The organism is Micromonospora sp. NPDC053740 (genome assembly GCF_040677775.1).
Classification (GTDB): Bacteria; Actinomycetota; Actinomycetes; order Mycobacteriales; family Micromonosporaceae; genus Micromonospora; species Micromonospora alfalfae.
In genome coordinates this window covers 73,342-99,055 of the sequence record NZ_JBFASO010000009.1, presented here as the reverse complement: position 1 = coordinate 99,055, position 25,714 = coordinate 73,342, and the positions used below count along the sequence as shown (strand labels likewise).

Annotated in this window: 18 protein-coding genes; 3 read left to right on the top strand and 15 right to left on the bottom strand. The window is 71.6% G+C overall.

Annotation, left to right across the window (positions count from 1 at the left end):
- Positions 1–62 precede the first annotated feature (62 nt).
- Positions 63–863, top strand: coding sequence for a helix-turn-helix transcriptional regulator (locus tag AB0K35_RS23200; protein ID WP_363887473.1), 801 nt, complete (start codon positions 63–65; stop codon positions 861–863).
- Between the two features lie 50 nt (positions 864–913).
- Here the strand turns inward: AB0K35_RS23200 and AB0K35_RS23195 are convergent, their stop codons facing one another.
- The 5 genes from AB0K35_RS23195 to AB0K35_RS23175 all read right to left on the bottom strand — a co-directional run bounded on the left by AB0K35_RS23195 (position 914) and on the right by AB0K35_RS23175 (position 6,519).
- A complete protein-coding gene (locus tag AB0K35_RS23195; RefSeq protein WP_363887471.1) occupies positions 914–3,040 on the bottom strand; it encodes a radical SAM protein in 2,127 nt (708 codons plus the stop codon).
- Positions 3,041–3,050: 10 nt separating this feature from the next.
- Entirely contained in the window at positions 3,051–4,448 is a 1,398-nt protein-coding gene (locus AB0K35_RS23190; protein WP_363887470.1) for a TfuA-like protein, read from the bottom strand.
- Complete coding sequence (locus AB0K35_RS23185) at positions 4,441–5,607, bottom strand: YcaO-like family protein (protein WP_238668603.1); 1,167 nt, start codon at positions 5,605–5,607, stop codon at positions 4,441–4,443. Before AB0K35_RS23185 ends, AB0K35_RS23190 begins: the two co-directional genes overlap by 8 nt.
- A gap of 27 nt (positions 5,608–5,634) precedes the next feature.
- Complete coding sequence (locus tag AB0K35_RS23180; protein ID WP_238668604.1) at positions 5,635–6,009, bottom strand: class IIb bacteriocin, lactobin A/cerein 7B family; 375 nt, start codon at positions 6,007–6,009, stop codon at positions 5,635–5,637.
- 147 nt (positions 6,010–6,156) lie between these two features.
- Positions 6,157–6,519, bottom strand: coding sequence for a hypothetical protein (locus AB0K35_RS23175; protein ID WP_363887468.1), 363 nt, complete (start codon positions 6,517–6,519; stop codon positions 6,157–6,159).
- 324 nt (positions 6,520–6,843) lie between these two features.
- Here AB0K35_RS23175 and AB0K35_RS23170 point away from each other — a divergent pair, with 324 nt between their 5' ends.
- A complete protein-coding gene (locus AB0K35_RS23170; RefSeq protein WP_238668606.1) occupies positions 6,844–7,623 on the top strand; it encodes a MerR family transcriptional regulator in 780 nt (259 codons plus the stop codon).
- A gap of 8 nt (positions 7,624–7,631) precedes the next feature.
- On the opposite strand, the gene AB0K35_RS23165 is transcribed toward AB0K35_RS23170, so the two are convergent.
- The 10 genes from AB0K35_RS23165 to AB0K35_RS23120 form a co-directional block, all read right to left on the bottom strand.
- Positions 7,632–10,664 carry an ATP-binding cassette domain-containing protein gene (locus AB0K35_RS23165; RefSeq protein ID WP_238668607.1) on the bottom strand — a complete coding sequence of 1,011 codons (3,033 nt, stop codon included), beginning with the start codon at positions 10,662–10,664 and terminating at the stop codon, positions 7,632–7,634.
- A gap of 24 nt (positions 10,665–10,688) precedes the next feature.
- Positions 10,689–12,872: an NHLP family bacteriocin export ABC transporter peptidase/permease/ATPase subunit gene (locus AB0K35_RS23160; protein WP_363887464.1), complete on the bottom strand. Its 2,184-nt coding sequence runs from the start codon at positions 12,870–12,872 to the stop codon at positions 10,689–10,691.
- Positions 12,869–13,678, bottom strand: coding sequence for an HlyD family efflux transporter periplasmic adaptor subunit (locus tag AB0K35_RS23155; protein ID WP_238643770.1), 810 nt, complete (start codon positions 13,676–13,678; stop codon positions 12,869–12,871). Before AB0K35_RS23155 ends, AB0K35_RS23160 begins: the two co-directional genes overlap by 4 nt.
- Positions 13,675–15,138 (bottom strand): SagB family peptide dehydrogenase, encoded by a 1,464-nt coding sequence (locus AB0K35_RS23150; protein WP_363887462.1) that lies wholly within the window; start codon positions 15,136–15,138, stop codon positions 13,675–13,677. Before AB0K35_RS23150 ends, AB0K35_RS23155 begins: the two co-directional genes overlap by 4 nt.
- Before the next feature lie 80 nt (positions 15,139–15,218).
- Positions 15,219–17,495: a TOMM precursor leader peptide-binding protein gene (locus tag AB0K35_RS23145; RefSeq protein ID WP_363887459.1), complete on the bottom strand. Its 2,277-nt coding sequence runs from the start codon at positions 17,493–17,495 to the stop codon at positions 15,219–15,221.
- Between the two features lie 151 nt (positions 17,496–17,646).
- The gene (locus AB0K35_RS23140) at positions 17,647–18,672 is read right to left on the bottom strand and encodes a hypothetical protein (protein WP_238668611.1); all 1,026 of its coding nucleotides are present in this window, start codon (positions 18,670–18,672) and stop codon (positions 17,647–17,649) included.
- Between the two features lie 151 nt (positions 18,673–18,823).
- Positions 18,824–21,703 carry an AAA family ATPase gene (locus AB0K35_RS23135; protein ID WP_363887457.1) on the bottom strand — a complete coding sequence of 960 codons (2,880 nt, stop codon included), beginning with the start codon at positions 21,701–21,703 and terminating at the stop codon, positions 18,824–18,826.
- Positions 21,704–22,394: 691 nt separating this feature from the next.
- Positions 22,395–22,934 carry a GNAT family protein gene (locus AB0K35_RS23130; RefSeq protein WP_238668613.1) on the bottom strand — a complete coding sequence of 180 codons (540 nt, stop codon included), beginning with the start codon at positions 22,932–22,934 and terminating at the stop codon, positions 22,395–22,397.
- Positions 22,935–23,164: 230 nt separating this feature from the next.
- Positions 23,165–23,668, bottom strand: coding sequence for an anthrone oxygenase family protein (locus AB0K35_RS23125; RefSeq protein WP_238668614.1), 504 nt, complete (start codon positions 23,666–23,668; stop codon positions 23,165–23,167).
- Positions 23,665–24,522: an NmrA family transcriptional regulator gene (locus AB0K35_RS23120; RefSeq protein WP_238668615.1), complete on the bottom strand. Its 858-nt coding sequence runs from the start codon at positions 24,520–24,522 to the stop codon at positions 23,665–23,667. The genes AB0K35_RS23125 and AB0K35_RS23120 overlap by 4 nt, the downstream gene beginning before the upstream one ends.
- A gap of 103 nt (positions 24,523–24,625) precedes the next feature.
- Here AB0K35_RS23120 and AB0K35_RS23115 point away from each other — a divergent pair, with 103 nt between their 5' ends.
- Positions 24,626–25,585 (top strand): AraC family transcriptional regulator, encoded by a 960-nt coding sequence (locus tag AB0K35_RS23115; protein WP_238668616.1) that lies wholly within the window; start codon positions 24,626–24,628, stop codon positions 25,583–25,585.
- Positions 25,586–25,714 lie beyond the last annotated feature (129 nt).

Genomic DNA, 25,714 nt, shown 5'->3' with positions numbered 1-25,714 from the left:
CAGATGTTCCGCGTACCGCTGGTACCACCCAGGTCCCAAACCGATGGCGGATCATGTGTTTCATGAATGACCTCGGAGCCGCGCTGCGGGCCTGGCGGGATCGCACGGGCCCGGCCGCGGTCGGTCTCCCGAACGCATCCCCGCGCCGCGTCGTCGGGCTACGACGCGGCGAACTGGCAGCGTTGGCCGGCATCTCCCCCGAATACGTAGCACGCCTCGAACAGGGCCGGGCCGCCACACCATCGGCACAGGTATGCGCATCCCTGGCCCGCGCGCTACGACTCTCCGACGACGAGGAGGCGCACCTGATGCGCCTTGCCGGCTTCGCCGCGGCCCCGGACCGGATCCCCCGGCTGATCCCCAGCAGCCTGCACCGCGTCATCGACCACCTCGGCGACACCCCCGCGGCCGTCTATGACGCCCTGTGGCGGCTTCTGCACTGGAACCGCCTGTTCGCGGCCGTCTTCGGCGACCCGGCCGACGCCACCGCCGACGATCGCAACGCCCTGATCGTCCAGTTCGAATCCCGAAACCCCCGAGTCCGCCAGACCGACACCGAACGCGCCTACTTCGAGCAGTCGTTGGTAGCCGACCTGCGGGCCACCAGCGCCCGTTATCCGAACGACCCCGACGTGGCGGCACTGGTCTCGCGCATGACCGGGAACGACAGATTCCGCCACCTCTGGGCCCTCCGCGCGGTGGCCAATCACGAGAGCGCGCACAAGACCGCCGTACACCCCGACGTGGGCGCCATCCCGCTGGACGCCAACGTCCTGACCACCCAGAACACCGACCTACGCCTGGTAGTCCTCACGCCTCGGCCTGACACCACCGCCCGCGAGAAGCTGGATCGACTGGTTTGACCGCATCGGCACCCGGCTCTCCCAACCTGCTCCCCCGCCCGGCGATCGGGTCACCGCGCCGGCCCGGCCGGGAGCCGATGCCGGCGGATCAGCCGCTGCCCGATGAAGGTCCGCCAGACCCGGTCCGCGACGGTCGGTTCGACGATCCAGAGCCGGCGCTGCGCCTCGGCGAGGGTGAGCGGCGCGCTGAAGAGATCCAGGAACAGCCGGCTGCTGCGATTGAGGGCGAACACCTGACCGTCGACTCGGCGGAACAGGTGCCGGTCCGCCGGCAGGTCGCCCGGGACGCCGTCCTGCTCGTCGGAGCGGATTCGCCGGTACGCCTCCCAGACCTGCTCGTCGTCGCGGTCCACGAAGGAGCCGTTGGCCAGGAACTCGGTCTGGTCGTCGGTGTCATGTCGTAACCGGTCGTGGGCGAGGACGCCGCGAACAGCGGTGCCGTACCGGTCGTGGTAGAAGAACGTGTGCGGGGTGTCGGTGGCGCCCAACCACGGGCGGTGGTAATGCCCGGGGTTCAGGCCGGCCTTGGCCTGGGCAACCTCGGCCTGCGCCGCCTCGGTGACCGGCTCGTCGTACTTGAGCATCCGGACGATGTCCGATCCCTGCACCGGCCGCACGTTGGTGATGCCGAACCGGTCCGGCTCCTTGGCGACGATGGCGCCCGGCGTCAGCATGAAGTCGCCGAGCCCGCCGAGGGTCCACAGGTCCGGGTTGTCACGCAGGAAGTTGACGCTGTCCAGCGCCTCTTCGCGGGTCTCGGTGGGGAAGCCTGTGAAGCCCATCATCTGCACACCGATGTTCGCCTTGGTCATCGCCATCATGGTGCGTCGTGCCTGTTCCGGCTTCGTGCCCTTGTCGATCAGGTCGAGGACGCGCTGGTTACCGGACTCGAAACCGACCGAGATGGCCACGCAGCCGCTGCGCCTCAGCAGGTCGCAGCGCTCGTCCGACCAGTACTTCTCCAGCCGGATCTCGGCACCCCAACGGAAGTCCAGCCCTCGCTCGACGACCTGCTCGGCGAAGCGCAGGATGGTAGCGGGAGCGAGCACGTCGACCGAGAAGTAGATGAACTTGGCGAACTTCGACAGCTCGGTGACGTCCGCGATCATGGTGCTCACCGTGTCCTGCCGCCATGGGCTGGTGGGACCGTCGGTGTTCAGTCCGTAGTCGCAGAACGTGCACTTGTTCCAGTAGCAGCCTCGGGTCGGCGAATAGTAGACGAACCGCTCCGGGCTGAGGTAGAGATCCCAGGGCAGGCCGGAGAAGTCCGGGACCGGCACCTGCGCCAGGCGTTCATAGCGCAGGGGCAGTTGACGCTGGCGGCCGTACTTGGGGTGCAGCCGGACGTTGGGATGCCCGGCCGGCAGCGTGCCCGCCGCCACCGCGTCCAGGATCTCCGTGTACGCGCTCTCCCCCTCCCCGACCACTATCGCGTCGAAGTCGGCCAGCACCTGGAAGACGTACTCGGGTTTGCTGGCGCACTTCCAGACGTCGGAGATCTCCGTGCCACCCGCGATGAGGAAGACGTCCGGGCACGCCTTCCGGACGAGTCGGGCGATCCAGAGGGCGAACGGCAACTGCCACTGGTAGGTGGCGCTGATGCCGATCACCTGGTGCCCGCCAGCGGCCAGCCGTGGAATCAGCACATCCTCGTAGTAGGGCAGGAAAGGCCGGTTGAGCCGAGCGAGCAGCGCCTCGTCGGTCAGCGCGGCCACCGAGCCGATTGAGATCATCGGCGGCGGGTGCAGCCGGAAGCCGGCGTGGAACTGCCCGGGGAACCCGACAGTGCCGAGCGCGTCCATCCAGGAGATCACGCCCTCGACGGCGTCCTGGTAGTGCCGGTAGTCGTAGAACAGGGTCGGATCCTGCAGCACCCCGATCGACCGACGCAGCCGCTCCGGATCCGGGTCGGGCACGCCGAGCTGGTTCGCCCGGGCCATCAGCGCGTCCGGGCCGCTGAGATCCTCGGTCGAAAGCCGGGACAGCTCCCGCCGCAGCCACTCGTGCGCCGACGGGGTGTACGAGTGGTGGAACGCCTCGATGTTGGCGTCGATGATCTCCGCCGGCCGGTGCCCCTGTGCCCGGGCGTACGAGTCGAGGTAGTTCAGGGAGTGGTATCCCGAGGTGGGATCGGTCAGCGGGGGGTAGATCAGTGCTGCCTTCACGGTGCCGCTCATCGACTCCTCCTCAACCGACCCGGGCCGCTGAAACGGCCAGGGTGTCCTCCTGCGCGCGCGTGCCCACCGCGGGCAGTCGCGGGGCACCGAACGCCTTGACGTAGGCGACAAACGGTTCGGCGGCGTACCGGAACGCCGCGAGGTCGACGAAGCCCCGGTCCCACGCCGCCGCTTCCAGCCCGTCGGCGGCACAGCCCCACAGCCTCGCGAAGCACGCGTCGACGATCTCGGTGCGGAAGTGCAGCCGGGCACCCGGGCGACGACGCCCCGTCGTACGCGGGACGAGCGTCTCGTTCAGCGACGCCGCTGTCGCCGCGACCTGCCGTGCGGCGGTGAGTAACGCGGGAGTTCGCAGCGGTGCCGCGACCATCCACAGCGCCAGGCTGCGGTACGGCGTGGTGCCGAACGCCCGCACCAGCACCCGCAGCACCGCCTCGTGGTCGTCGAGACCCCGTTCCCGGTCGGTCAGCCAGTCCCACCCGCTCGGCGGCGCACCGGTCAGCCCGCGTCGGCGGGCCACCTCGCTGGCGCGTTCCTCAACCATCGGGTCGCCGATGTCGACCTCGGCCAGCCCGGCCAGCACCGACCGCCGGTGCCAGGTTGCCGACTCGGGATGCAGCAGCATCAGCACCGCGGCGGCCTCCCGGTCGCTGGCCCAGTGCCCGCCGACCGACTCTCCGGCGAACCGCGAGCGCCAGCTGTCGAGGAAGCGGGTGTGCAGGTTGTCGAGCGGCTGGTCGCCGACGTTCGCCGGGCACAGCTCGGGCGCGTTGTCCGCCGCCATCGACAGCAGCATCCGTGCGTCGGCGCCCTTGGCGTCGTGGGGGTCCCGCCGGTGCCAGGTCAGGAACCGGCCCATCAGGGCCGCGGCCTCGGGTGGCGCGGTGCGCTCCAACGCCTGGTACGACCGCCGCCGGAAGGGCAGGTTCCGGCCGATGTCCAGCAGCAGCACAGCCTCGGTGTCGCTGAGCACACCGGCCGCGACGGCGCGGCGCAGCGCGACCCGGATGTTCACCAGCGGGACGCTCAACGCACGGTGGTCTTCCTCGGCGGGCCCGTGCACGACTGCCACCTCGTCGTCGCCGGTGACGATCCCGTCGCGGTAGAGCCGGAACACCTCCCCCACGCCACGCATACCGAACGGCCACAGCTCGGCGGCGCGCAGCGCGCCCATGCTGGCGGCGCCGGCCACTGTCACGCCGCGGTCGAGCAGGTCGAGGATCTCCCGGTGGCGGACCGGCGGGTGTTGCAGGAAGAACCCGTCGATGATGAGGACCCGGTCGCCGGGGACGACGTCCAGGCGGAGCAGGTCGCCGTGCGCGACGGGCGGCAGCACCACAGCGTCGGGCAGCAAACGACCGACCTCGTCGGCCGGGAGGCTCGGACCTATGAAGACGACGTCAGTCACGGGGCACTCCCGGTCGGGTACTGAGGGCACGCTCGTCGAACATCCGCAGCCCGGGGGCGAACACCTTGCTCACCGCAATGCCGATGTCGTCGTGCGTCAGGTCGACGCTGAACGGCTCGACGCCGGTGACCCGCTGCACCCGCGACGCCAGCTCGCGCAGCACCTGGGTCACGTCCCCCGCCGGTGGCGAATCCCGGCGGACCGGTCGGACGGGCCGGTCGACGGTGGGCGGCGGCACCGGCGGTCCGCCCACGTCCTGGTACGCGGTGGCGTCGATGTCGTCCCGGGCTCCGGAGACCATGACCAGCCGCGATTGCGCTGCCTCCGCCATGGCCCGACCGACGGCGATCTCAGGGTCCACGTGGCAACCGAAGCCGCCGAAGGTGACCGGCATGTCCTCCGACCAGATCGAGGCGGCGTAGCAGGGGACGTCGACAGCGTTGGTGATGTCGCAGACCTCCACCCAGCAACCGGCCCGCACCAGCGCCTCGTACACCGTGCGGGTCATCACGTTGGTGGCGGTGCCCGGGTCGGCGTAGGTGCGCTCGGCCAACGGTGCGGTGCAGTACGGGGCGATGCAGTCACGTTCGATGACCTCCAGCAGAGCGTGCAGGCTGGCCTCGGCGAAGGTGTTCCCGGTGGCCAGCCCGTTGCTGCTGGGTGTGAACAGGGCGCGGTCCCAGCCACGCCGGATGGTGAAGTCGAGTTCGATGGTGGCGCGGGGCACCAGGCATTCCGCACCGGTCACCAGCCCACGGCCAGCAACCCAGTCGAGCTCGACGGCAGGGGTCAGTGGTGACCGTTCCGCCAGGTGCAGCCACCGGACGTCGTACGGCAGGTCGAGCGCCTCGGCCGGGGACCGGACGACGGTCCCCGGCCGGAGGTTCTCGGCATGCCAGGACTCGATGCTCTCCATGACCGCGCTGACCCGGGCCTGCGTCGCTGTGGCGCCGGTGCCGACGCTCACCGCCATGGTGGCTCCCACCGGCCGGTAGGCGACGTGCACCGGCAGGCCGATCTCGTCGAGCCGGGTGATGTCGGCGACCCGGGTGATCCGGAAGCGGTCGAGCAGACCCCCGATCCGTTCCCAGGTCTGCTCCACGGTGGCCGTCCGGTAGGTGCCGGATCGGAACGCGATGGTCTCGGTCGTGTCAGTCATCGAGGCTCCCGGCTGCGGGTCAGGAACTCAGAGGATGAGGACGGCGATGATGTTGACGTTGTTGTCGGCGATCGGGGCCACGCCGCCGGCGACCGTCTCCAACTCGGCCTCGGTCAGCTCGTTGAGGTCGACCAGCGGCACCTCGGGCACGTGCAGCACGTGCAGGCCGGGCGTGCCGGCCCAGTCGGCGACGATCTGGTCCTTGGTGTAGAGCGTGGCGGGCTGGGCGCGGTCGACCTCGACCCGGGAGCCGGCGGCGACCGGCAGGCCGGCCGCCGTCGCGTAGCCGGTCGGGTCGGCGAGCAGGCGCTGCAGTTCCTCGTCGCTGCGCCACACCGCGGTGACCAGTTCCGAGTACTTGGTCACGAACCTCGCGCCATATTCCTGGTCGTCGTTGCTCATCGTTCGGTCCTTTCCTCGGGGGTCGCTGCAAGACGGGGGTGATCGTCGTGGCGAGAACGCTACGAAAATTGAGGTTCGACAATCAATGATTCCGTCTGACTGCCATCAGAATCTGCCGCGCCAGCTAATGGGTGGCTGACTTCGGTGTCAGGTGCAGCAGCACGGGCAGCAGCAGGCACAGCTGGGGTCCAGGCCAGCGACGACGCTGTCCAGTTCGTCCTCGGCCAGTTCCGTCCGAGCCACCGGCAGCAGCGACGGCACGAAGAGCACGAAAGTGCCGGTGGTGCCCGCCTGCTGCCACGACTCGACCTGCGCCTCGAGATCCGGATCGGCGTCTGCGACGTCCCGAACAACCCGGACCTGCACGTCCTCGGACAGTTGGAGCCCGTAGCCGGCGAGGAACCCTCGCGGGTCCCGGTCGAGCGCCTGTTCCTTGGCCGGGTCGGCCCAGACTTCGGCGACCAGTCGGCTGTACGCGGCCACGAAGACCGCTCGATCGACAGGTGTCACACCCTGCTCCCTTCGATGGTCGGCCGCCGGCGGCGGGCGACAGGCAGCGCGGGAAGTTCCGGGCCACCGGTTTCGCTTCATCGTGGGTCACCGGTGGACCCGGTCCGCCCAGAGGGCGGGAATTTCATCGAATGTGGCCGCGAAAAGGTCGCGCTGCGGCGAAAGCCGGGTAATTGGGAATCAGCGACTTGCGGCGGACGGCGATTTTAATCAGTTTCACCACTGTGGACAAGTAGCAATTCCCCGCCTGTCACCCGCCCGGTCCCCACACCTACGCTGCGATCGGCGGACCGTTCAGCGTGACAGCGGTTCGACGGGGTTGCCGTGTTCCGCCACCGAGTGCTGCCGGAGGCCACCGTGACCATCGACGAGGTGACGACGACGCCCGGCGCCCCGGTCGGGTACAGCGTGGACGAGCTCGCCCGCAAGGTGGGGATGTCGCCGCGCAACATCCGAGCCCACCAGGCCCGGCGGCTGCTGCCCCCGCCGGTGCGGCGCGGTCGGGCCGCGCTCTACGACGACTCCCACGTCCGCCGACTGGACGCGATCCTCGCCCTGCAACGACAGGGTTTCAACCTGGTGTCCATCGAGGCGATGCTCGGGGTCCGGGCCAGTGACGAGGCGCCCGACGGGCTCACCGCGATGCTGCAACGCCTGACCGCCGACCGTCCGGCGCTGGCCCACGCGCTGACCCGCCACGGCGTGATCGGCCGGACCACCGACGGCACCGTCCGCACCGTCCGGCCACGCCCGCTGCGCGCCGCCCTGGACCTGCATCGGGTACGAGTGGGCACGGTGCCGGCACTGCAGACCCTCAGCGAGGTGCTGGACAGCCTCCGGCCGGTGGCTGACGAGCTGGTCGCCGCCGTCACCGCCCGGCTGCTGACCCTCGCTCCGGAGCTGGTGCGCAGCGGCGCCCGGTCGTCCTGGGCCGACCTCGACCGGGAAACCCTGTTGCTGACCCAGGGCGTGGTCAACGTGCTCACCGAGGCGTTCCGGCTCGCCGTGGAGAACCAGTCGGAGGCGCACATCGCCGAGCTGCTGGAGAACCACCTCGACGCGGACGTGTGCCTGGAGGACAGCACTGTCATCGACAACGGGTGACCGGGTCGTCAGCCTGTCGCGGGCTGCCCGTCCGCCTGTCGGCTCTCCGGCACGGTGTCGGACCGTTCCGGTTCAGTGAGCAGTTGCCGCCGCGCCAACCGGTGGAACAGCCCGTCGGTGTCGTCCATCAACTCGTCGAAGCTGCCCCGCTGGACGATCCGCCCTGCCTCAAGGACCACGATGGTGTCCGCCGCACGCACCGTGGACAGCCGGTGGGCGATGACCACCCGGGTCGCGGCCAGGGCCGCGGTGCTGCGGCTGACCACCTCCTGCGTCCGGTTGTCCAGAGCGCTCGTCGCCTCGTCGAGGAAGATGATCCGGGGCAGCGGGGCCAGCGCGCGGGCGATCAGCACCCGCTGCCGCTGCCCGACGGAGAGCGTCCCGCCGCCGAACGGCACCATCGTGCTCATCCCCATCGGCAGCGCCTCCAGGTCATCGGCGAGGCCGGCCATCCGCGCCGCCTCCCAGACCTGGTCCAGTGGGAAGCTGCCGGCGCCGCAGATGTTGTCGCGTACCGAGCCGGCGAAGAGCTGGCCATCCTGCAGGACCACTCCGCACTGCCGACGGACCGCGTGTACATCAAGTTCGGAGAGGTCCTGGCCGTCGTAGAGCACTGCGCCCTGCTGCTGGCGTTCAAAGCCGAGCAGCAACCGGAGCAGTGTGGACTTCCCGCAGCCGCTCGGTCCGACGATGGCGACGAACTCACCCGGTCGGACGTGCAGGTCGATGTCGACGAGCACCGGCGGCTCGTCCGGCTGGTAGGCGAAGGTGAGCCGGTGCAGCGCGATCTCGCCGCGCAGCTCCCCCGGGTCCACCCGGTCCGGCCGCGCCTCGGGGTCGGCGCGCAGGATCTCCCGCAGGCTGCCCAGCCGGGGCACCGCCGCGATCACTTCGACCCCGGCCGACACCAGCACCAGCAGCGCGCCCAGTAGCATCGCGAAACCGACGTTGAGGATGAAGAAGTCGGCCGGCGCGACCCGCCCGGCCATCGGCCCCATCAGCACGGCGAACAGGACCAGTTGGCCGGCGACCGGCAGCACGGTGCCGAAGGCGACCAGGCCCGCCTGACTCTGGCGGACCCGTTGCAGCGCCGCTCGGGCCGTCGCGGCGACCTCCGACCAGCGCGCGTGGGCACGGGTTTCGGCGGCCGCCAGTTTGATCTTGATGATGCCGCCGAGCAGTTGGTTGGTCATCGCAGCCGCCCGGTGCTCGGCCGGCAGCGCGGCCCGTTGCTGACTGACGATCAGCCCGGCGAACGCGCCGAAGGTCAACATGGTGACGACGACGATCCCCACTCCCCACAGCCCGAGCACGGGCTCGACCACCAGGAGCATGCCGAGGGTCACCGCGACGGTCGCGGCCGCCGAGACGAGCTGCGGCAGCAACGCGCTCAGCGCCTCACCGACGAACGAGATCCCCAACATCGAGTTGGCGATCTCCCCGCTGCTGCGACCGGCGAAGAACCGGGCCGGCAACCGCATCAGGCGGTCCCAGATCGCCAGCTGCGCGCCGGACTGCATCCGGCCATCCAACCGCAGCAGACGCAGGTTCTGCACCACCCCCACCAGACCCGCGACCACCGCGGCGCTGAGCATCAGCGCGAGGAAACCGCCAAGGCCGTTCACCTCGCCCTGCCGGGCCAGCTGGCCGAGCACCTCGCCGGTGGCCAGCGGCACGCCCAGGCCCAGCAGTGCCACGCAGGTGGCGGCGAACAGCAGACCCCGCACGTCGCGGGACGCACCGACCAGCCCGGCCCGCAGCAGGTGGCGCATCCGAGCGGTCGGCGGCAGCGGCGCCTGCACCTCGGTCGCCTCGGCAGCGAACGTCGCGGCCACCGTCGCGTCGATCGGACCGTACGCCCGGGTGTCCGGGTCGACGTGGTGGTAGCGGCCTCGACGGAACACCAGCGGCACCGCGACGGCGCGCTCCGGATCATCGCCGGCCCGCCACCCCACCAGTGGCCCCAGGTCCCGCCGCCACCAGCGGTCCGGCAGCCGCACCTCACGCAGGAACAGGCTGGACGCTCGGGTCACCGCGTGCACCGCCGCCCGGTCGTCCAGCGGCGCGCGGCTGCGGTCAGCCGGCTCGTTGATCGGGCTGCCCATCCCCTCGGTGACCACCCGGACCACCGAGGCCGCCCGCCCGTACCGGTCGAAGCCGGGCTCGCCGTCGGGAACCGGAACCGCACCGCCCGCGCCGATCACCCCGATCGACCGTCGGGCCGCCGCGGCGAGCACCGCCGCGTCGGTCTCCCGGCGCCGCTGTACGGCGCTCAGCAACGCCTCGTCAGCCTCCTCGATCCGGGTCTCCACCATCCGCAGCAGCCGGGCCACATGCTGGTCGACGGCCGACCGGAGCTGACCGTTGACCAGCAGGTCCCAGCTACCGTGGCTCTCCACAGCGCACGGCGACTCGGCCACCACCCAGTCCCGCTCGGCGACCAGCAGCAGCTCCCGCTCCCCCGACATCTCCGCCGGGCCACCGTCGTTGCGTCGCAGTTGTCCACCGGCGCTGCGCAGCCACCACGCGCCGCCGGTGGAGGTGAGGGCGCTCCCCTGCGCCAGCGAAATGATCTCGCGTCCGCGGAGGGTGGACGCCTCCCGGGGCGCCTGCCCGCGGCGCAGCGCGTCGGCGACGGTGACCAGCACCAGGTCGAGCGCCGCGACCAGCTCCGTCGCGGCAGTCCGCGCCCGCAGCGACGCCCCGTCGTCCGCCACGCGGCCGAGCCGAACATGCCGCTCCAGCAGGGACAGGTGACGCCGGGACAGCCCGCGCAGCTCCGTGCCGGGCAGCGGCACCAGGATCAACTGCCACGCACCGATCGCGGTGGACGTCGGCACCAGGCCACCCGCAGGCAGCCGCGCCACATGGTGACGACGCGAGGGGCTCATCCCGGCCCGGCGCACCGCGAACAGGTCGGCCTCGCCTCCGGTCACCAGCCAGCTGGCCGCCGGGCCGTCCAGGCGGCAAACCTGGCGTACGCCGTCCGAGCAGAAGTCGATCAGGCCGCCGGCCGGGGCATCCTCCACCGCGCCACTCATCAGCGTCTCCTCGGATCGTCGTGGTCAGTGGTCCCGGACCAGGCGCGCGTACGCCCCGTCCCGGGCGACGAGCTGCTCGTGGGTGCCGCGCTCCACCTCCCGGCCGCCGTCCAGCACGACGATCAGGTCGCAGTCGCGGACGGTGGACAGGCGGTGGGCCACGATCAGGCAGGTGGCCCCACGCCTCCGCAGGTGCCTGTCGATCTGACGTTCGGTCTCGGCGTCCAACGCGCTGGTGGCCTCGTCCAGCACCAACACCCGGGGGTTGCGCACGAGCGCCCGGGCGATCTCCAGCCGCTGCCGCTGCCCACCGGAGAAGTTGCGGGCGTTCTCCCGCACCGGGCTGCCGAGGCCACCCGGACGGGCCGCGACCTCGTCGTAGAGGCACGCGTCGGTCAGCGCGCCGACGACGTCCTCGTCGGCGACCGTGAGGTCCCACATGGTGACGTTGTCCCGGACCGTCCCCTCGAACAGCCGTTGGTCCTGGTCCACCATGGCGACGGTGGCCGTCCAGAGCCCGTCGTCGGCTGCGGCCCGCTCGAGCCCGTCCACCGTGACCTGACCGGTCCAGGGACGGTAGAGCCCGGCGACCAGCCGGCCGACAGTCGACTTGCCACTGCCCGAGCGACCGACGAGGGCCACCCGGGCGCCCGGCGGCAGGTCAAGGCTGAAGTTCTCCAGCAGTGGACGGCCCAACGGGTTGTAACCGAAGGTGACCTCCTCGATGCGCAGGTGCCCCTCCATCGGCGTCACCGGGCGGGAGGACCGGTGCTGGGCCGACGGCAACGGGTACCGCTCCACGTCCCGCAGCCGGTTGAGGTCGGCGCTCATGTCCTGCAACCGCGAGCCCAGCGCGGTCAGGTTGCCCAGCGGGCGGTTCATCGCGACGGCCAGGCTCTGCATGCCGACCAGCACCCCGACGCTCATCGCCTCCGCCACGACCTGCCGGCTGCCCAACCACAGCAGCACCCCGGTGGTCACCGAGGCGAGGAGCGCCGGCAGGACGGAGAGCACCGCGGTGGGCACCCCCAGCCGCTGCTGACGGCTGGCGACGGTGGCGTGGCGCGCCGCGAACCGGGCCACCGCGCGTTCCTCCTCACCGCCGGCCTTCACCGTCTCGATCATCTGGACGGTGGTGTACACAGTGGTCACCAGCTTGCTGCGGTCCGCCTGAAGACCGGCGACAGCGGTGGACCGGGTCGAGGCGACATAGCGCAGCACGCTGACGTTCAGCCCGGCGAGGACCACCGCGCACAGTCCGAGCAGCAGGTCGTAATGGCAGAGCAGAGCCCCGTACGCCAGCACGAGGCCGGTGTCCACCACTGTGGTGGCCGTCCGGCGGGTGAGCACCTCGGCGACCACCTCGTTGCCGCGGACCCGCTGGCCGAGGTCGGCGGCCTGCCGCTGGTCGAAGAAGGTCGGTGGCAGCCGCAGCAGATGTCGGAAGAACCTGGCGGCGCTGGCGAGGGCGAGCGCCGTCTCCGCGCGTACGGTCAGGCGTTGCTGCAGCAGGCTGGCCAGGAAGGTGAGCACGGTGGCCACCGCCACCGCCGCCACCAGGCCGGCGAACGCGGCCCGATCCTCCTGCAACAGCACCCGGTCGACGAAGACCTTGGCCATCACCGGAATGGTCAGACCGACCACGGCGATCAGCAGGCCGAGCAGCAGCATCTGCGCGATCGCCGAGCCCGGGCCGCGCCACCGCTCGGCCAGCGCCCGCACCAACCGGTAGCGGGTGCCGCCGGGCCGGAACTCCGGGCCGGGCTCCATGGTGAGCACGATGCCGGTGAAGGCGCCGTCGAACTCCTCCCAGCTCACCGCACGGGGACCGGTGGCCGGATCGTTGATGAAGACCTTACGGCCGAGCCCTTCCAGCACCACGAAGTGCTCGAACCGCCAGAACAGCACCGCCGGCAGCGCCACTGTGGCCAGGCCCGCCAGGTCCATCTGGAAACCCTTGGCCACCATGCCGTAGCGGCGGGCGCCCTTGAGCACGGTGGCGGCTGTGGAGCCGTCCCTGCTCACTCCGCACACCCGGCGCAACTCCTCAAGGGGCACGTGCCGACCGTGGTGCGCGAGCAGGATCCCCAGCGCGGCGGCGCCGCACTCCACCGCCTCCATCTGGATCAGGGTGGGCGTACGGACCCGTCGACGCCGGATCCTGGGCAGCTCCGGCGCGCCGCCGACGGCGGTCGTCGGCGCGCTCATCGCCGCAGCAACCAGTCGATCGGGTGTTCCCGGTCCACTGTGAACCAGGCGGTGACCTCGCTGGCCGAGTTGAGCTGGAACGGCGGCGGAGACCTGGTCCAGCGCAGGCCGCCCGGGGCGGCAGGGTCGGGCTCCAGGGCGACAGTCACCCGCACCACGCTGCCGCGGGCGAGCAGACGCCGGACGTCCGGCCCGGTGCCCAGGAAGGCGCGCAGCGACGCCTCGGTCTCCGGGAACGCGCCGACAGTGGTCACCTGGCCGGCCAGGGTGCCGAACACGTTGCGCGGCGCGGCCGCCGCGGCCACCTCGACGGACACGCCGGGTTGCAGCAGCGGGGCGGCGACGGCGGGGGCGTAGACGACTGCCTGCAACGCGTCCCCTGCGGCGTCGAGCCGTTCCAGGTCGGCCAGGTGGGTGCCCGGGGTGACGATCTCGCCCTCCGAGACCAGCCAGGCGACGACGTACGCGTCACCCGGCGCGGTCTCCACCCGTACCTTGCCGTCGGCCGTGCGAAGGCTGTAGAGGGGGGTTCCCTTCGGCACCCGCTGGTGCGGTGACGCCCACACCTTGGTGACCTGGCCGCTGTCGAGCGCGTCGAGGGCCGAGATCCCGTTCGAGTGGATCAGCACTCCGGCGGCCTCGACGGTCCGGGGCACCACAGTGCGCACCGACCACACACCCGCGGCGACGACGACGATGACCAGCGCGGTGGTGGCCAGCCAGTTCGGCACCGTGGTCAGCCGGACCGCCCGGTCCAGTTGCTCGGGCGCCTCCAACTGGCGCAGCGCCTGCCGCCGGAACTTCATGGCCGGGCCTCCGCTGCGGCCGGACCGGTGGCGCGGCGCGAGCCGAGCAGGAAGTCGGCCACGCTCGGCTCGACCAGCGGGTCGAGCCCGGACAACTCGGCGAAGGCCTGCGAGTCCCCGGCGCCGAGGGCGCACGGCGCCAACCCCATGGCGGTGGCGACGAGATACATCTGCTGGGTCAGCACACCCGCGTCCTTGAGAATCATGGCGTAGCTCATCCCTTCGTACTTCCACATGAGCCGCTGGACCCGGGCGGTGACCACCAGGACTGTCTGCGGCGGCCGAGGCAGAGCGCCGGCCGCCCGGGCGTACGCCAACAGCCGGTCGGCGGCCGGTCCCCAGCCGGCGACCGGTTCCAGCCGGTGCCCGACGGCGTCGTAGTGGTAGAGCCCGGGGTCGAGCCCGACGCAGCGCGCGACCAGTGGGTAGATCTCCAGCTCGTAGACGCCGCCGCCGCCCGGGTAGGGCCGGTGACCGATCTCCTGCCCGCCGGCCTCGCCGACGGCGCTGGTGTGCTGCGACCGGTGCAGGAACTCCGCCAGCCGCTCCAGCGGCAGCGGCGCGGCGTCGTCGTGTTCGCGCACGCTGCGCCGGTCCGCGACGACCTGGCTGAACGCGGGATCCGCCTTGGCGATCGTCGCCAGGTCCGGCAGTGGCAGGTCGACCGCCCGGCCCCCGTCGTACGGGCGGCGCAGCGGAAGCGGTGCGAAGCTCCCCCGCATCCGGTAGGTGCCGCCCACCGGCAGCGCGTGTCGCCCGGCCCGGGATCGATGATGCAGCCGTAGCTCCTCCGGTGACCAGTAGGCCAGCGGCGCCTCGTCGCACTCCGCCTCGAACTCGGCGTCGGTGACCAGGATCCGGGCGGTGGCCAGCTCGTCGAGCACCCGTCCGGCGACGTCCGGCGGCACGCCGAGCGTGCGGGCCACCGCCTCGGGTCCGACGCCCGGGGCGGCGGCGGCCAGTACCGCGCCGAGGGCGGCGTCGGCGCAGCCGACAACGAGGGTGCTCAGTGGTGATGCGGCCACCAGCATGCCCCGTTCGTGCTGGAGGGCGGCGAAGCGGGAGAGCCGGTAGCGGACCCCGGGGGTGTGCAGGCGACTCTCCGGCAGACTGCCTCGCCCCAGGCCGGTGGGCACCAGGTCGAGCAGCGGCCGATCGTCGACCTGGACGCGCCGCTCCAGCCAGGAGTGGGCGAGCAGCCGGCGCAGCAGCAACTGCGCGGGCAACACCCGGCTCTCCCCCTCCAGGCCGCTGATCAGCCGGCCGACCTCGACGTCGTTGACCCAGTCGGCGGCGAGCCGCAGCAGCAGCGCCCGCCGGCCCATGCCAGGTTGCTCCAGGATGAGCTGGAAGCGGGTCTGCCGCAGCGTCAGCGAGCCGTCCTCGCCAAGCCGCAGCTCCGCGTCACGGCGCAGCCGGTACGACTCCTGAATCGGCGGACCGCCGACGGAGCCGCTCACGACGACCGCCGACCGACCGGGTCCACCACGGTGGTCATCCCCACATCCTTCCCACGGTCCCGGTGCCCCGGGAGCGCCGGCTAGAAGAAGACGTTCAGCGGGTTGGCCGACGTCTCGTCGACCGCCAGCGGGTCCCGACCGAGCCGGGCCGGCACGTCCCACAGTCGGCCGGGACCGAGCCGGCGCCAGAAGTGCCGCAGGCCCGGCACGACGACCTTCACCACCGCCAGATCGACATCCGGACGGGACTGGTCGACGACGATCACCTCCAGGCCGGCCCGCTCCGCCCGGTGTACGCAACGGCGCACGTCGTCCCCGACGTCGCCGGTGGTCAGTGGCGGGTGGTCAGTGGCGGTGCGCGGCGGCCGGGTGGGATCCGGGGTCAGCCAGGGCTGGGCGGCCACCCGCACGGTGCCGAACCAGCGCGCCGTGTCCGGGTCGTCGACCCCGTACCGGTTGCCGGCGGAGGTGGGACCGGCGACGGCGGGCAGGAACTGGTTCACCTCGGTGAGCGCCCGGGTCAGCGCGACCCGCGCGTCCAGGTGCGCGCCGAAACCGACCAGGACGTCCTCCGGCCCCCGGTCGACCCGCCGGGACACCGCCGCGAACGTGGGCACACCCAGGTCGGCGGTCAGGTCGAGGGCCCACAGTTCGCGGCCCAGCGCGGTGGCGTGATGGTCGACGCAGGCGGCCGTCCACGGCTCGCCGAACGAGGCGAGGTCCACCCCGGGCATCCGGGATCGGTGGTACCACCACAGGGCCACGCTGTCGCGCTCCACCAGTTCGCAGAAGCCCTGCAGGATCGCCTCGGACAGGTTGCCGCCGGCCGCGCAGCCGTTCGAGTCGGCCGAACACACCCCCAGCCCGGTCAGCTCCGGATGCCCGTACCAGCAGTGCGCGGCGGGCAGCTCACGCGGTGTCTGCCGGGTCAGCGACCAACCCGTGGTCCAGTCCAGCTCCACGTCGTCGGGCAGCGGGCGGGGAATGCGGTGCAGGTGGCCCAGGTCGCGGTTGAGCCGGTCCCGGTCGGCGTACTGGCGTTCCGAGAACAGCAGCAGCTCCCGCAGGTGTACCGCGCGGTCCGGACCGAGCTGCCGGTAGGTCGCCCGGTGGACAGGGCGATCGCCGCGCCACACCCCGCAGTAGCGTTCCACCGCCTCCCCGACCGCGCTCATCCGGGCCTGCAGGTCGGTGCGGCCCTTGCCGCCGCTCTGCCCGCGCAGATTGCGGCGCAGCGCGGCGACCTGACGGGGCTGGGCGAAGTTGTGCCCGGCCGAGTACGTGTGGGTGACGCCGTTGTCGGTCGCCTCCAGCGGGGTCAGCCGACTCACCACGCCCAGATACCGGCTGACATGGTGAACGAGCGAGGCGTACGCCTCGGCGGGTTCCCGGATGCGGGAGTCCCCGCCGCGACTGGGCTGGGTGCCGCTGGGTGGCAGGTCGATCCGGGGTTCGGCCTTGCGGACGAGGTCCGGGTCACCGCAGGCGGGGCACTGCGGCTGGCGTACCAGTTGGTGGCTCTCCGTGCTCAGGTCCCTGGTGTCCAGGGCGACCATCCGGCCGGTGAGGCGGGGCGACGCGCCCCGGACGGCGAGCACGGCGAGCTCCGCGGCCAGCAGCCCGGCCGCCATGGTGGCCAGTCCGGGCAGGACCGCGTGACCGGGCTGCGGCAGCGGACCGGCCAGGTCCTGCCCGTCGAGGAAGGCGTTCACCTGTTCGTTCTCCTGCCAGCGTTGGCGCAGGCAGACCCAGCAGCCGGTGCGACCCGGCACGAGGTGCGGGCCGAGGAAGACGACGTTGCCGTGCGGCCGGGCCAGCGTCCACGCGCGACCGGCGGCCAGGTGGCGGTCGTTGAGCAACGCCAGCCGGGAGTCGAGCATCGACGACGGCAGCACCAGCACCTGGGCGGTGCCCGGGCCGGGGTCCGGTGCGTCCGGCCCGACCACTGTCGGGGCGAGCCCGAGGGCGCGCAGCGCGTCGGCGGTCTCGGCCACCCGGGGCGCCCCCAGGTCCACGATGGTGACAGCTCCCCCGGCCATCCACCGCCGCCCGGCGTCGGGCGGCACACCCCGGGCGTCCCAGCCGGCGGCCTCGGCTGGCGAGGTGTGCGTCGGACCGGACACCAGAAGGCCGTGGTCGCGCAGCCGGGCGAGGGCTGCGGCGACGGCGGCGACCGGGTGTCGGGTGGCCAGCCGGGCCACCACGTCGGCCAACGGGGCGGCACCGTCGAGCTGGTCGGCCAGGTCCGCGGCGACCGGGTCGTCGATGAGGAGGCTGCGGGTCTCCCCCAGCACCACGAGCGGACCGTCGGGCAGCCGCACCGGCACGTAGTCCGATCGGAAGCGCGGACGCCACATGGGTTCCTCCCGAGCTTCGTGGTCGGACCGCGGTACCGCCGGCCCCGCCGGCGATCACGGCTGCTGTCATGGTCGCGGTCCGGTGGCGTCCGATCCGAGTGATGCCACCGGTTTCTGCCGTCGCCGACGCCGAGGACGCTCGGCGGCAGGGTCAGCCGGCGGTGACTGTCAGCGCGGTGTCGTTGAGCCCCAGCACCGATGTGCCGACGCTCTGTGCCGGCACGAGCAGCACGAAGGTCTCCACCCGGGTGACCCGGATCGACTTTCCGCTGACCGCCTTGAGGTGACCGGTGGCGATCAGATCCGGGCTCTGCGGCTCCAACCGGACGGTGGCCGGGCCGCCGGGCGCCGGGCGCAGCGTGTCGGTGGCGTGGATCGTCAGAAAGGTGAGCGTGCCGGTCGGCACCGCGACCGCGCAGTCGGACCATTCCGCCCGGTCCATCGTCCGCTGCACCGCCCCGCCGACGCCGGCGAGCTGCTGCCCGTAGACCTCCCAACCGCCGGCGAACTGGCCGTCGAGCAGCGGGCTCGACACGACGAGGGACCGGTTGCCCGTCGTGGACCCGATGCTGCGGGAGAACACCTCGGCGGCGAGGGCCCGACGGCTGGTCTCGTCCAGGGCGGCGCCGCCCGCGGTGGCCGGCCGGCCGTCGATGCTCCGGGCGACCACCAGCGACGGTTGGGTGACCTGAACGTTGTGGCTGAGCTTCCACTGGCCGTCGGCACCCAGCACGAACTGGCTGACGTCGGTGGGCGCCAGCTCCGAGCCGGTCAACCGGAGAGTCGCCGTGGCGAGGAAACAGGACGGTTCCCCGGGCGGCACCGCGAAGACCGGGTTGATGTGCTGGAAGGACGGTTGCGGACGCTGGTTGTACGCGGCCCGACGCACTGCGGCGATGCTGAGGTCCAGCGAGGGCGACACCTCCTGCGCCCGCAGCGCCTCCACGTCGCCGGCCACCGAGGCGGCCGAGTCGGCCTGGTCGAAGGCGGTGAGCACGAGCGCCGCGCGGTCCCGACCGAAAGTGGCCGAACCGTGCGGCGCCGGGGTGGCAGCGTCCACCGGCTCACCACCACAGCCGGTCAGCATGAGCAGCGCCACCGTGGCGGCGGCGAACGGCATGGCCGGCACCGGCGCGGCGAGGGTACGCGGGCTCCTGACGGATCTTCTGCCCAGCATCTCGTCCTCCATCCACCACCGGTGCACGGGAATCGCGCCCGACGCAGTCGAGTATGTGAGCGGCTGTCGGGCTACGACGGTGGCGGCGCGGCCTCGTGCTGCCCGGCCTGTCGACCTTGCACCGAACGACGTCATCCGGCCTGGAACGCAGTCATCGATCGGTGTCATCGAGCCGAGCCACCCAGGCGACCAGGCCCGACCGGGAAGCGACGCCCGTCTTGCGGTAGAGGCGGGTCAGGTGCGCCTCCACAGTCCGGGGGCTGATGTTCAGCTGCCGCCCGATCAGTCGGCTGGTGGCCCCGGTCGCCGCCAACCGCGCGATGTGCCACTCCCGGTCGGTCAGGGCGGCGACCCCGATCGGGCCGACCGGACGGGCCAGTCGCAGGCCGACCCGCTCCGTTCCGCACGACCCCGCCAGTTCCAGCGCCCGACGGCGGGCCCGTGCCGCCAGGCCAGCCTGGTCGGCGGCTTCGGCCGCCCGGGCCAGGGAGGCCAGGACAAGACTGCGCCGTAGCACCATCCCGCCGGCGCGGAACAGGTCGGCCGCGGTCTCCAGGTGCGGCAGCGCCGCCCGGACCTCGCCGCGGGCGAGCAGCACCTCGCCGTACGCCGACTCGGCGAACCCCCGCTGCCCGGGCAGCCCGACCCGATCCGCCTCGGCCAGTGCCAGTCGCGCCTGCCGCTCGGCGTCGGCCACGTCGCCCGCGACGAGCGCGGCGGCGCAGAGCAGCTCGTACCACCTGGGTCGGAGGGACGCCTGAAGACGGCTCAGCCGGCTGTCACCGCCAGCCGAGCGCACCAGGTCGGCGCAGGTCGCCGGATCACCCGACAGCAGCGCCGCGGTCGCCAGCGCCGTCGCGGCGGTACGACCGCACCAGGTGGCGAGGTCGGTGGCGATTCCGGCGGCGCTGCGGGCCAGCGCCACCGCCCGTTCGTCGTCGCGGAGGCCACCACGCCACGCCGTCGCCTCCGCCTCGAACGCCAGGGCGAAGCTCAGCAGGTGGTGACTGCCGATGCGCCGGGCGACGATGCCCGCCTCGGTGGCCAACCCGATGGCGGTGTTCAGCTGCCCGCCGTGGTAGGCCACCTGACTGCGACCGAGCAGCAGTTGGCACAGTCCGTCGTCGCGGTGTGCGGCACGGCCGAGCGTCAGCCCTCGGTCGAGGTGCCGCACCGCGTCGGCCTGCCGTTCGAGGTACAACTCGCTCAGGCCGAGTGCGGTGAAGCAGTCGGGATGGTCCCGCAGGTCCCGGTCCGGCAGCGAGTCGACGATTCGGGCGCCGGCATCGAGCAAGCCCCGGGCGTCGTCGAGTGCGCCGTCGAGTGCGGCGGCCAGACTACGCACCGCCAGCAGGCTGGCTCGGTCCGCGCCGGAGCCGCCGAGATCTCCGCTGAGCACGTCGGGCAGCCCGGTCACGGGGCGGCCGGCCAGGATGCCGGCGACGCCGATCTCGGTGGCGAGGCGGTAGCCGTCGCTGGGCCCTGCATCGGGTGGCAGGACGGACAACTCCCGCCGGCTGATGGCCGCCGCCTCCGCGTAGTTGCCGAGCAGACGTTCCACGCGCGCCCACAGAGCTACTGCCTGCGCCCGCCGTCCCTCCGGGTCGGCGGGGAACAGCGGCACGATCTCCTGGAGCAGGGCCCTGCTCTCGGCCAGATCCCCCGCCTCCCCGGTGATCTCGGCCAGCGCGAGCGACACGTCCTGACGACGTTGCGTCAGACCGGCCGTCGGCCGCAGCGCACGCAACGCCAGCCGCAGCCAGCGGATGGCCAGGTCCGGCGTCTCGCGCCGGACCTCCTGCGCCGCCCGGCAGAGCACGTTGACGCAGCGGTCGACCCAGCCGCCGTTGGGCAGGGCGAGCAGGCGCTCCGCGTAGCGGGCCCGATCCGCTGGTGGCGCGCCCAGATCGACCAGCGCCGTGAGCGCCCGCGCGCACGCCTCCACCTGCCACTGCGTGTCGGTGTCCTGAGCGACCGCCATCCGCAGCACCGGGTGCCGGAAGGCGAAACGTCCAGTGCCGGGGACGCGGCGGATCAGGTCGAGTCGGGCCAGCCGCCAGCAGGCCTCGACCGCCGGTGACGTCGGGACCTGAGCAACCTCGGCGAGAAGGTCCGCGGTGAAGGGTGCATCGACTATCGCCCCGGCCCGCAGACAGGCCAGCTCGACGGGCGGTAGGTCCGTCCATTCGCGGCGAAGCACGGCCACCGCCGCGTCGGACAGCCGGCCACCAGGTGCCTCACGGATCGGGTCTGCGCTGTTCGAGGTGCTGTCGCTCGGCAGCACCGCCAGATAACCGGGGTTGCCGCCGGTCAGGTCGTACCGGGCGCGCAGCTCCACCTGGTCGGTGTCGGGGTGCAGGAGCGCGACCTCGGCAAGGCTGAGAGGGCCGAGTTCGATCCGGTCGTGTGACGTCGGCTCCGCATCGGCGTGCTTGTCGGGATCTGGTAGCCCGAACGGCATCGGGGTCGCCATCTGCCGCGGACGGTAGACGAGCACGAGCAGCAGCGGGGCGGGCACCGGATACCGCAGTAGGTGGGCGATCAGGCCGGTGGAGGAGGCATCCGCCCAGTGCAGGTCGTCGAGAACCAGCACCAGACCGTCCCGGGCCGCCAGGGCGATCAGCCGGCGGGCCAGCTGGTAGGTCCGGAACCGCCGGGCGTCCGACGGCCGCGCCGGCTCCGCTGGCACCGCCGCGACGGACTCCGCCCAGCTCTCCGCGATGGGCCGTCCGGCGCGCACCCCGCGTCGGAGTGACTGCCCCTTCGTGAAGGCGTGTCGAAACACATGGAAGGGGACTCCTCGCTCATCCGGCGAGCAGGTCCCGACGGCCCAGGGGACTGTGGAGTCGCACCGCGCCAGGGCCTCGCGGACGAACCGGGTCTTGCCGATGCCCGGCTCTCCGACGACCTCGCAAACCATTTGCCAGCCACGGCTCAGCACGGTGGCCTGGGCAGTCCCGATACGTGCCAACTGTGGTCGTCGCCCAACGAAGCGCAAGCTCGATGATGCGCTTTCCAGCCCAGGTGTCATCACGCAGACCAGACGCCTTCCGGCACAGTCAATGGAATTGGTCGCACTCTACCGGAGCACTGCCGAGTGTCGAAACATACCCGCGCGGCCAACCCATATTTGACAGGTGGCGTCGAGATGCAGTTCTTTCCGACATCGCACCACAACCCGCAGAAAAAGACCGGTAGCCAGAAGTGCGGAATGATGTCCCGGAAGCCCAATAAATCACCCGGCACGTGCCGGACCCTGCTATCGCCAACGATCCCCAGGCCACTGCCGGGCTACGAGGGCGTACGGCCGGCCCATCCGGACAATCATCGGAGGACCGCACCTAATTCAATACCGTCACGATCATGGCCGTCTATAGTGAATCGCCCGAAGCGGTCATATTCCTACCGCGACCCTTCAGCCGCGACGTTCATCCCACCTGATGAGCCGACGGCACGGGATTCCCACGGCAAAAATGGCTGGAATCCCACCGCCAGCGCCTGTCGCCTGTCACCTGTCGCCTGTCACCTGTCGCCTGTCGCCTGTCGCCTGTCGCCTGTCGCCAATATTCAACATGCGAACAGCAACATGCAGACGTAACAAGCACATTAGAGACGCGCGCAGAAAAGCCGCAGGCATCCGGCCGACGGAAACGGGCCGAGCGCCCGCCCCTGCGCTACCCGGCGCAAGGTCCCGGCGAAGAACCAGACGTTGAACCGACCGGCTACAGCGTCCAGTCTCGCCGGAGCAGACCGTAGCTCACCATGTCCACGAAGCCGTCGCCGTCGTACTCGCGCTCCCGCTGGGTGCCTTCGTGCGTGAAGCCGCACGTCTCCGCGGTCCGCCGCATGGCCGTGTTGCTGGCCAGCGTCTCCAATTCCAGGCGGCGTAGGTTGCGGTTGCGGAAGCCGTACCGGCAGAGCAGCCGGATCACCTCGGCCCCATACCCCTGGCCGCGCGCCTCAGGTAGCAGGGCGACGCCGAGGTGGGCGTACTGATTGAACGCGTTGATCCCCCACAACGTGCTGCCACCGAGGAAAGCGCCGTCGGCCACGGTTTCGGCCAGCAGCGACACCATCGCCTGAGTGTCGGGCGGCTCGGTGACCTGCTTCTCCAGCCGGGCCCGGACTTGGCCGACGTGACGCGGCAGGAATGGCTCGCCGTCTGTGATCAGGTGCAGCTCGGGGTCACCGAGCAGAAGGAACATGTTCGGCGCGTCGTCGGGCGTGGGCGGGCGCAGTCGAACCCGGTCGGTGGCAAACATTCCACGACGCTAACAGCTGGTACGGCGCTCCACGCTCCGACGTGCTCCCGGCCGGGAAGCCCCTGCAGTCGAGTGTGGACCACCAGGTCGAGCATTCCCGCCGCTACCGCGCCGGTGCCCACCGTGACGCGCAGCGGCTCGACGCCGGCCGCCCTGTCCAACATCGATGAACACCTCGCACGCTGACCACGTTTTCAGAACTGGCCACCCTGCCAGCACGGACGGCGACGTCATCGGGACGTGCCCGAGAGGTAGACCCCGAGACCAGCCAGCAACAGGCTGATCAGGCTGGCGCCGGCGCGTACAGAGTTCCACCACGTCCAGGCCGACGAGTAGGAAGCCCACACCCGGACCGCCTCCGCAGGATCGGCCGGCACGCCTGCGGCGCCGAGGTTCTCGTTCATCGGCACGTTGATGGCCACCGTCGGGATGAACGCGCCCACCAGGTACACCGCCGCGGCCAACAGGAACAGCGCACCCGCCGACCGCTTCCCGAGGGTCAACAGGAACACTCCGGTCACCGTGGCGGCGACGAGCGGGCCGAAGAACGTGACGAAGAACAGCGGATTCTGGATCCTCTGGTTGATGCTCGTCATGGCCCGGATCGCGGTGCCGGCGTCGGCGGCGTTCAACCCGGGCATCACCGCCACCGAAAATGCGTAGTAGACACCGGTGATCGCACCCGTGACCGCCAGGGTCACCGCCGCCGACCAGGCAGCCACTGTGGCGTTCATGCCCGGACTCCACCGGGTGACGTGTTCCATGCACCAGCGGCGGCGGCGTCCCGGGCATAGTCGGTGAAGTCGCGCGGGCTGCGGCCCAGGGCCCGTTGCACACCATCGGCGAGCTGCGCGTTGCGGCCGTCCAACACCTTGCCGAACAGCTCGGTCAGCACCGCCGCGAGCTCCGCCGGCACGTCGTACCCGGCCATCACGGCGGCGTACTCCTCGGGCGAGACCGATCGGTACCGGATCTTCCGCCCGAGCGCGTCGCCGATCTCCGAGGTCGCCTCGGCGAAGGTGAGCAGCCGCGGGCCGGTCACCTCGTAGAGCTGCCCCGCGTGCCCGTCGTCGGTCAGCGCCGCGACCACGATGTCGGCGATGTCGAGGGCGTCGACGAACGGCTCCGGCACGTTCCCGGCCGGGAGGGTCACCTCGCCGCCGCGTATCGAGTCGGTCAGGAAGTCCTCGCTGAAGTTCTGGCTGAACCAGCTCGCCCGCACGATCGTCCAGGCCACACCGGAGTCCTGGACCACCTGCTCGCTGAGTTTGGCCTCCTCCTCGCCCCGGCCGGAAAGCAGAACCAACCGTTCGATGCCGCCGGACACCGCCTGTTCGGTGAACGAGCGGATCGTCGCGAGGGCGTCCGGCGCGGCCAGGTCCGGGTAGTACACCAGGTAGACCGACGAAACCCCGTCGAGTACGGGTGCCCAGGTGCGTTGGTCGGTCCAGTCGAACGGCGGCTCACCGGAGCGGGAGCCGACCCGCACCGGCCGGTCGAGTGTGGCGAGCCGATCCACCACCCGGCGGCCGGTCTTGCCGGTGCCGCCCAGTACGAGGATTGGCTGCTCATCAACGGTCTTCGTCATGTCAGCCAGTCAAGTCGAGGGCGAGCGCACCGGGAATGGGCGAGACTCTCGATCGCATGTCCCGGCGTCTCGGCCGCCCACGTAACAGGGCTAACCTGAGCGCATGGATGCGCTCGCGGGGCTGCTGGACGGGCCCAGGGCGCGCGGTGCGTTCCTGATGCGGTCGGTGTTCGACCCGCCCTGGTCGGTACGGATCCAGGATCGCGCGCCCCTCACCCTTGTCACCATGCTGCGCGGCACAGCGTGGGTGGTGCCGGACCGGGGAGCTCCGGTGCCACTACGCCCCGGCGATGTCGCGATCATCCGTGGCCCGGAGCCGTACACGATCGCCGACGACCCGGCCACAGCGCCGCAGGCAGTGATTCATCCCGGTGAGCACAGCACCACGCCCACCGGGGACGAGTTGTGCGAAGTGATGGACCTGGGTATGCGGACCTGGGGCGAACGCGCTGACGGGGCGGCGGTGCTGCTCAGTGGCACATACCAGTTGCAGGGCGAGGTCAGTCAACGGCTGCTGAGGGTCCTGCCCCATCTCCTGGTGCTGCCGGCCGGGGCACTGGACAGCCCGCTCATCCCGTTGCTCGGCGACGAGATGACCAAGGACGAGCCGGGGCAGGATGTGGTCCTGGACCGGCTGCTCGACCTACTGCTCATCGCCGTACTCCGGGCCTGGTTCTCCCGGCCGGACGCGGCGGCGCCCGCCTGGTATCGAGCGCACGGCGACCCGGTGGTCGGCAGGGCGTTGCGGCTGCTGCACGACCACCCGGCGAAGTCCTGGACGGTGGCCACCCTCGCGGCCGAAACCGGTACCTCGCGGGCGGTGCTGGCCCGCCGGTTCACCGAACTGGTCGGCGAGCCACCGATGGCGTACCTCACCAACTGGCGGCTCGCGCTGGCCGCCGACCTGTTGCGCGAGCCGGACGCCACCGTCGCCGCGGTGGCCCGCCAGGTCGGCTACGGCAGCTCATTCGCACTGAGCGCGGCCTTCAAACGGGTACGCGGTCTCAGCCCGGCCGAACACCGGCAGGCCGTCGGGTCGCCTGACCTCACTCCAGTGGGATGACCGTGCCGAGCCTGGCCGGGCACTGCCGTCGCAGGTCGACGACCCGCAGCGCGGTTGCCGTGTCATGTGCCGAGGTACGACCCTTGGTCCCCACCTGGTCCCCGGGTCGCTGCCACCCTTGACGGTTGC

Bases quoted from the DNA above. Each gene is read 5' to 3' on its own strand.
- AB0K35_RS23200 (WP_363887473.1), top strand. From the start codon at position 63: ATGAATGACCTCGGAGCCGCGCTGCGGGCCTGGCGGGATCGCACGGGC.
- AB0K35_RS23125 (WP_238668614.1), bottom strand. From the start codon at position 23,668: ATGAACGCCACAGTGGCTGCCTGGTCGGCGGCGGTGACCCTGGCGGTC.
- AB0K35_RS23195 (WP_363887471.1), bottom strand. From the start codon at position 3,040: ATGAGCGGCACCGTGAAGGCAGCACTGATCTACCCCCCGCTGACCGAT.
- AB0K35_RS23145 (WP_363887459.1), bottom strand. From the start codon at position 17,495: ATGTGGCGTCCGCGCTTCCGATCGGACTACGTGCCGGTGCGGCTGCCC.
- AB0K35_RS23180 (WP_238668604.1), bottom strand. From the start codon at position 6,009: ATGAGCAACGACGACCAGGAATATGGCGCGAGGTTCGTGACCAAGTAC.
- AB0K35_RS23155 (WP_238643770.1), bottom strand. From the start codon at position 13,678: ATGAAGTTCCGGCGGCAGGCGCTGCGCCAGTTGGAGGCGCCCGAGCAA.
- AB0K35_RS23115 (WP_238668616.1), top strand. From the start codon at position 24,626: ATGGATGCGCTCGCGGGGCTGCTGGACGGGCCCAGGGCGCGCGGTGCG.
- AB0K35_RS23160 (WP_363887464.1), bottom strand. From the start codon at position 12,872: ATGAGCGCGCCGACGACCGCCGTCGGCGGCGCGCCGGAGCTGCCCAGG.
- AB0K35_RS23130 (WP_238668613.1), bottom strand. From the start codon at position 22,934: ATGTTTGCCACCGACCGGGTTCGACTGCGCCCGCCCACGCCCGACGAC.
- AB0K35_RS23135 (WP_363887457.1), bottom strand. From the start codon at position 21,703: ATGACACCTGGGCTGGAAAGCGCATCATCGAGCTTGCGCTTCGTTGGG.
- AB0K35_RS23165 (WP_238668607.1), bottom strand. From the start codon at position 10,664: ATGAGTGGCGCGGTGGAGGATGCCCCGGCCGGCGGCCTGATCGACTTC.
- AB0K35_RS23120 (WP_238668615.1), bottom strand. From the start codon at position 24,522: ATGACGAAGACCGTTGATGAGCAGCCAATCCTCGTACTGGGCGGCACC.
- AB0K35_RS23185 (WP_238668603.1), bottom strand. From the start codon at position 5,607: ATGACTGACACGACCGAGACCATCGCGTTCCGATCCGGCACCTACCGG.
- AB0K35_RS23140 (WP_238668611.1), bottom strand. From the start codon at position 18,672: ATGCTGGGCAGAAGATCCGTCAGGAGCCCGCGTACCCTCGCCGCGCCG.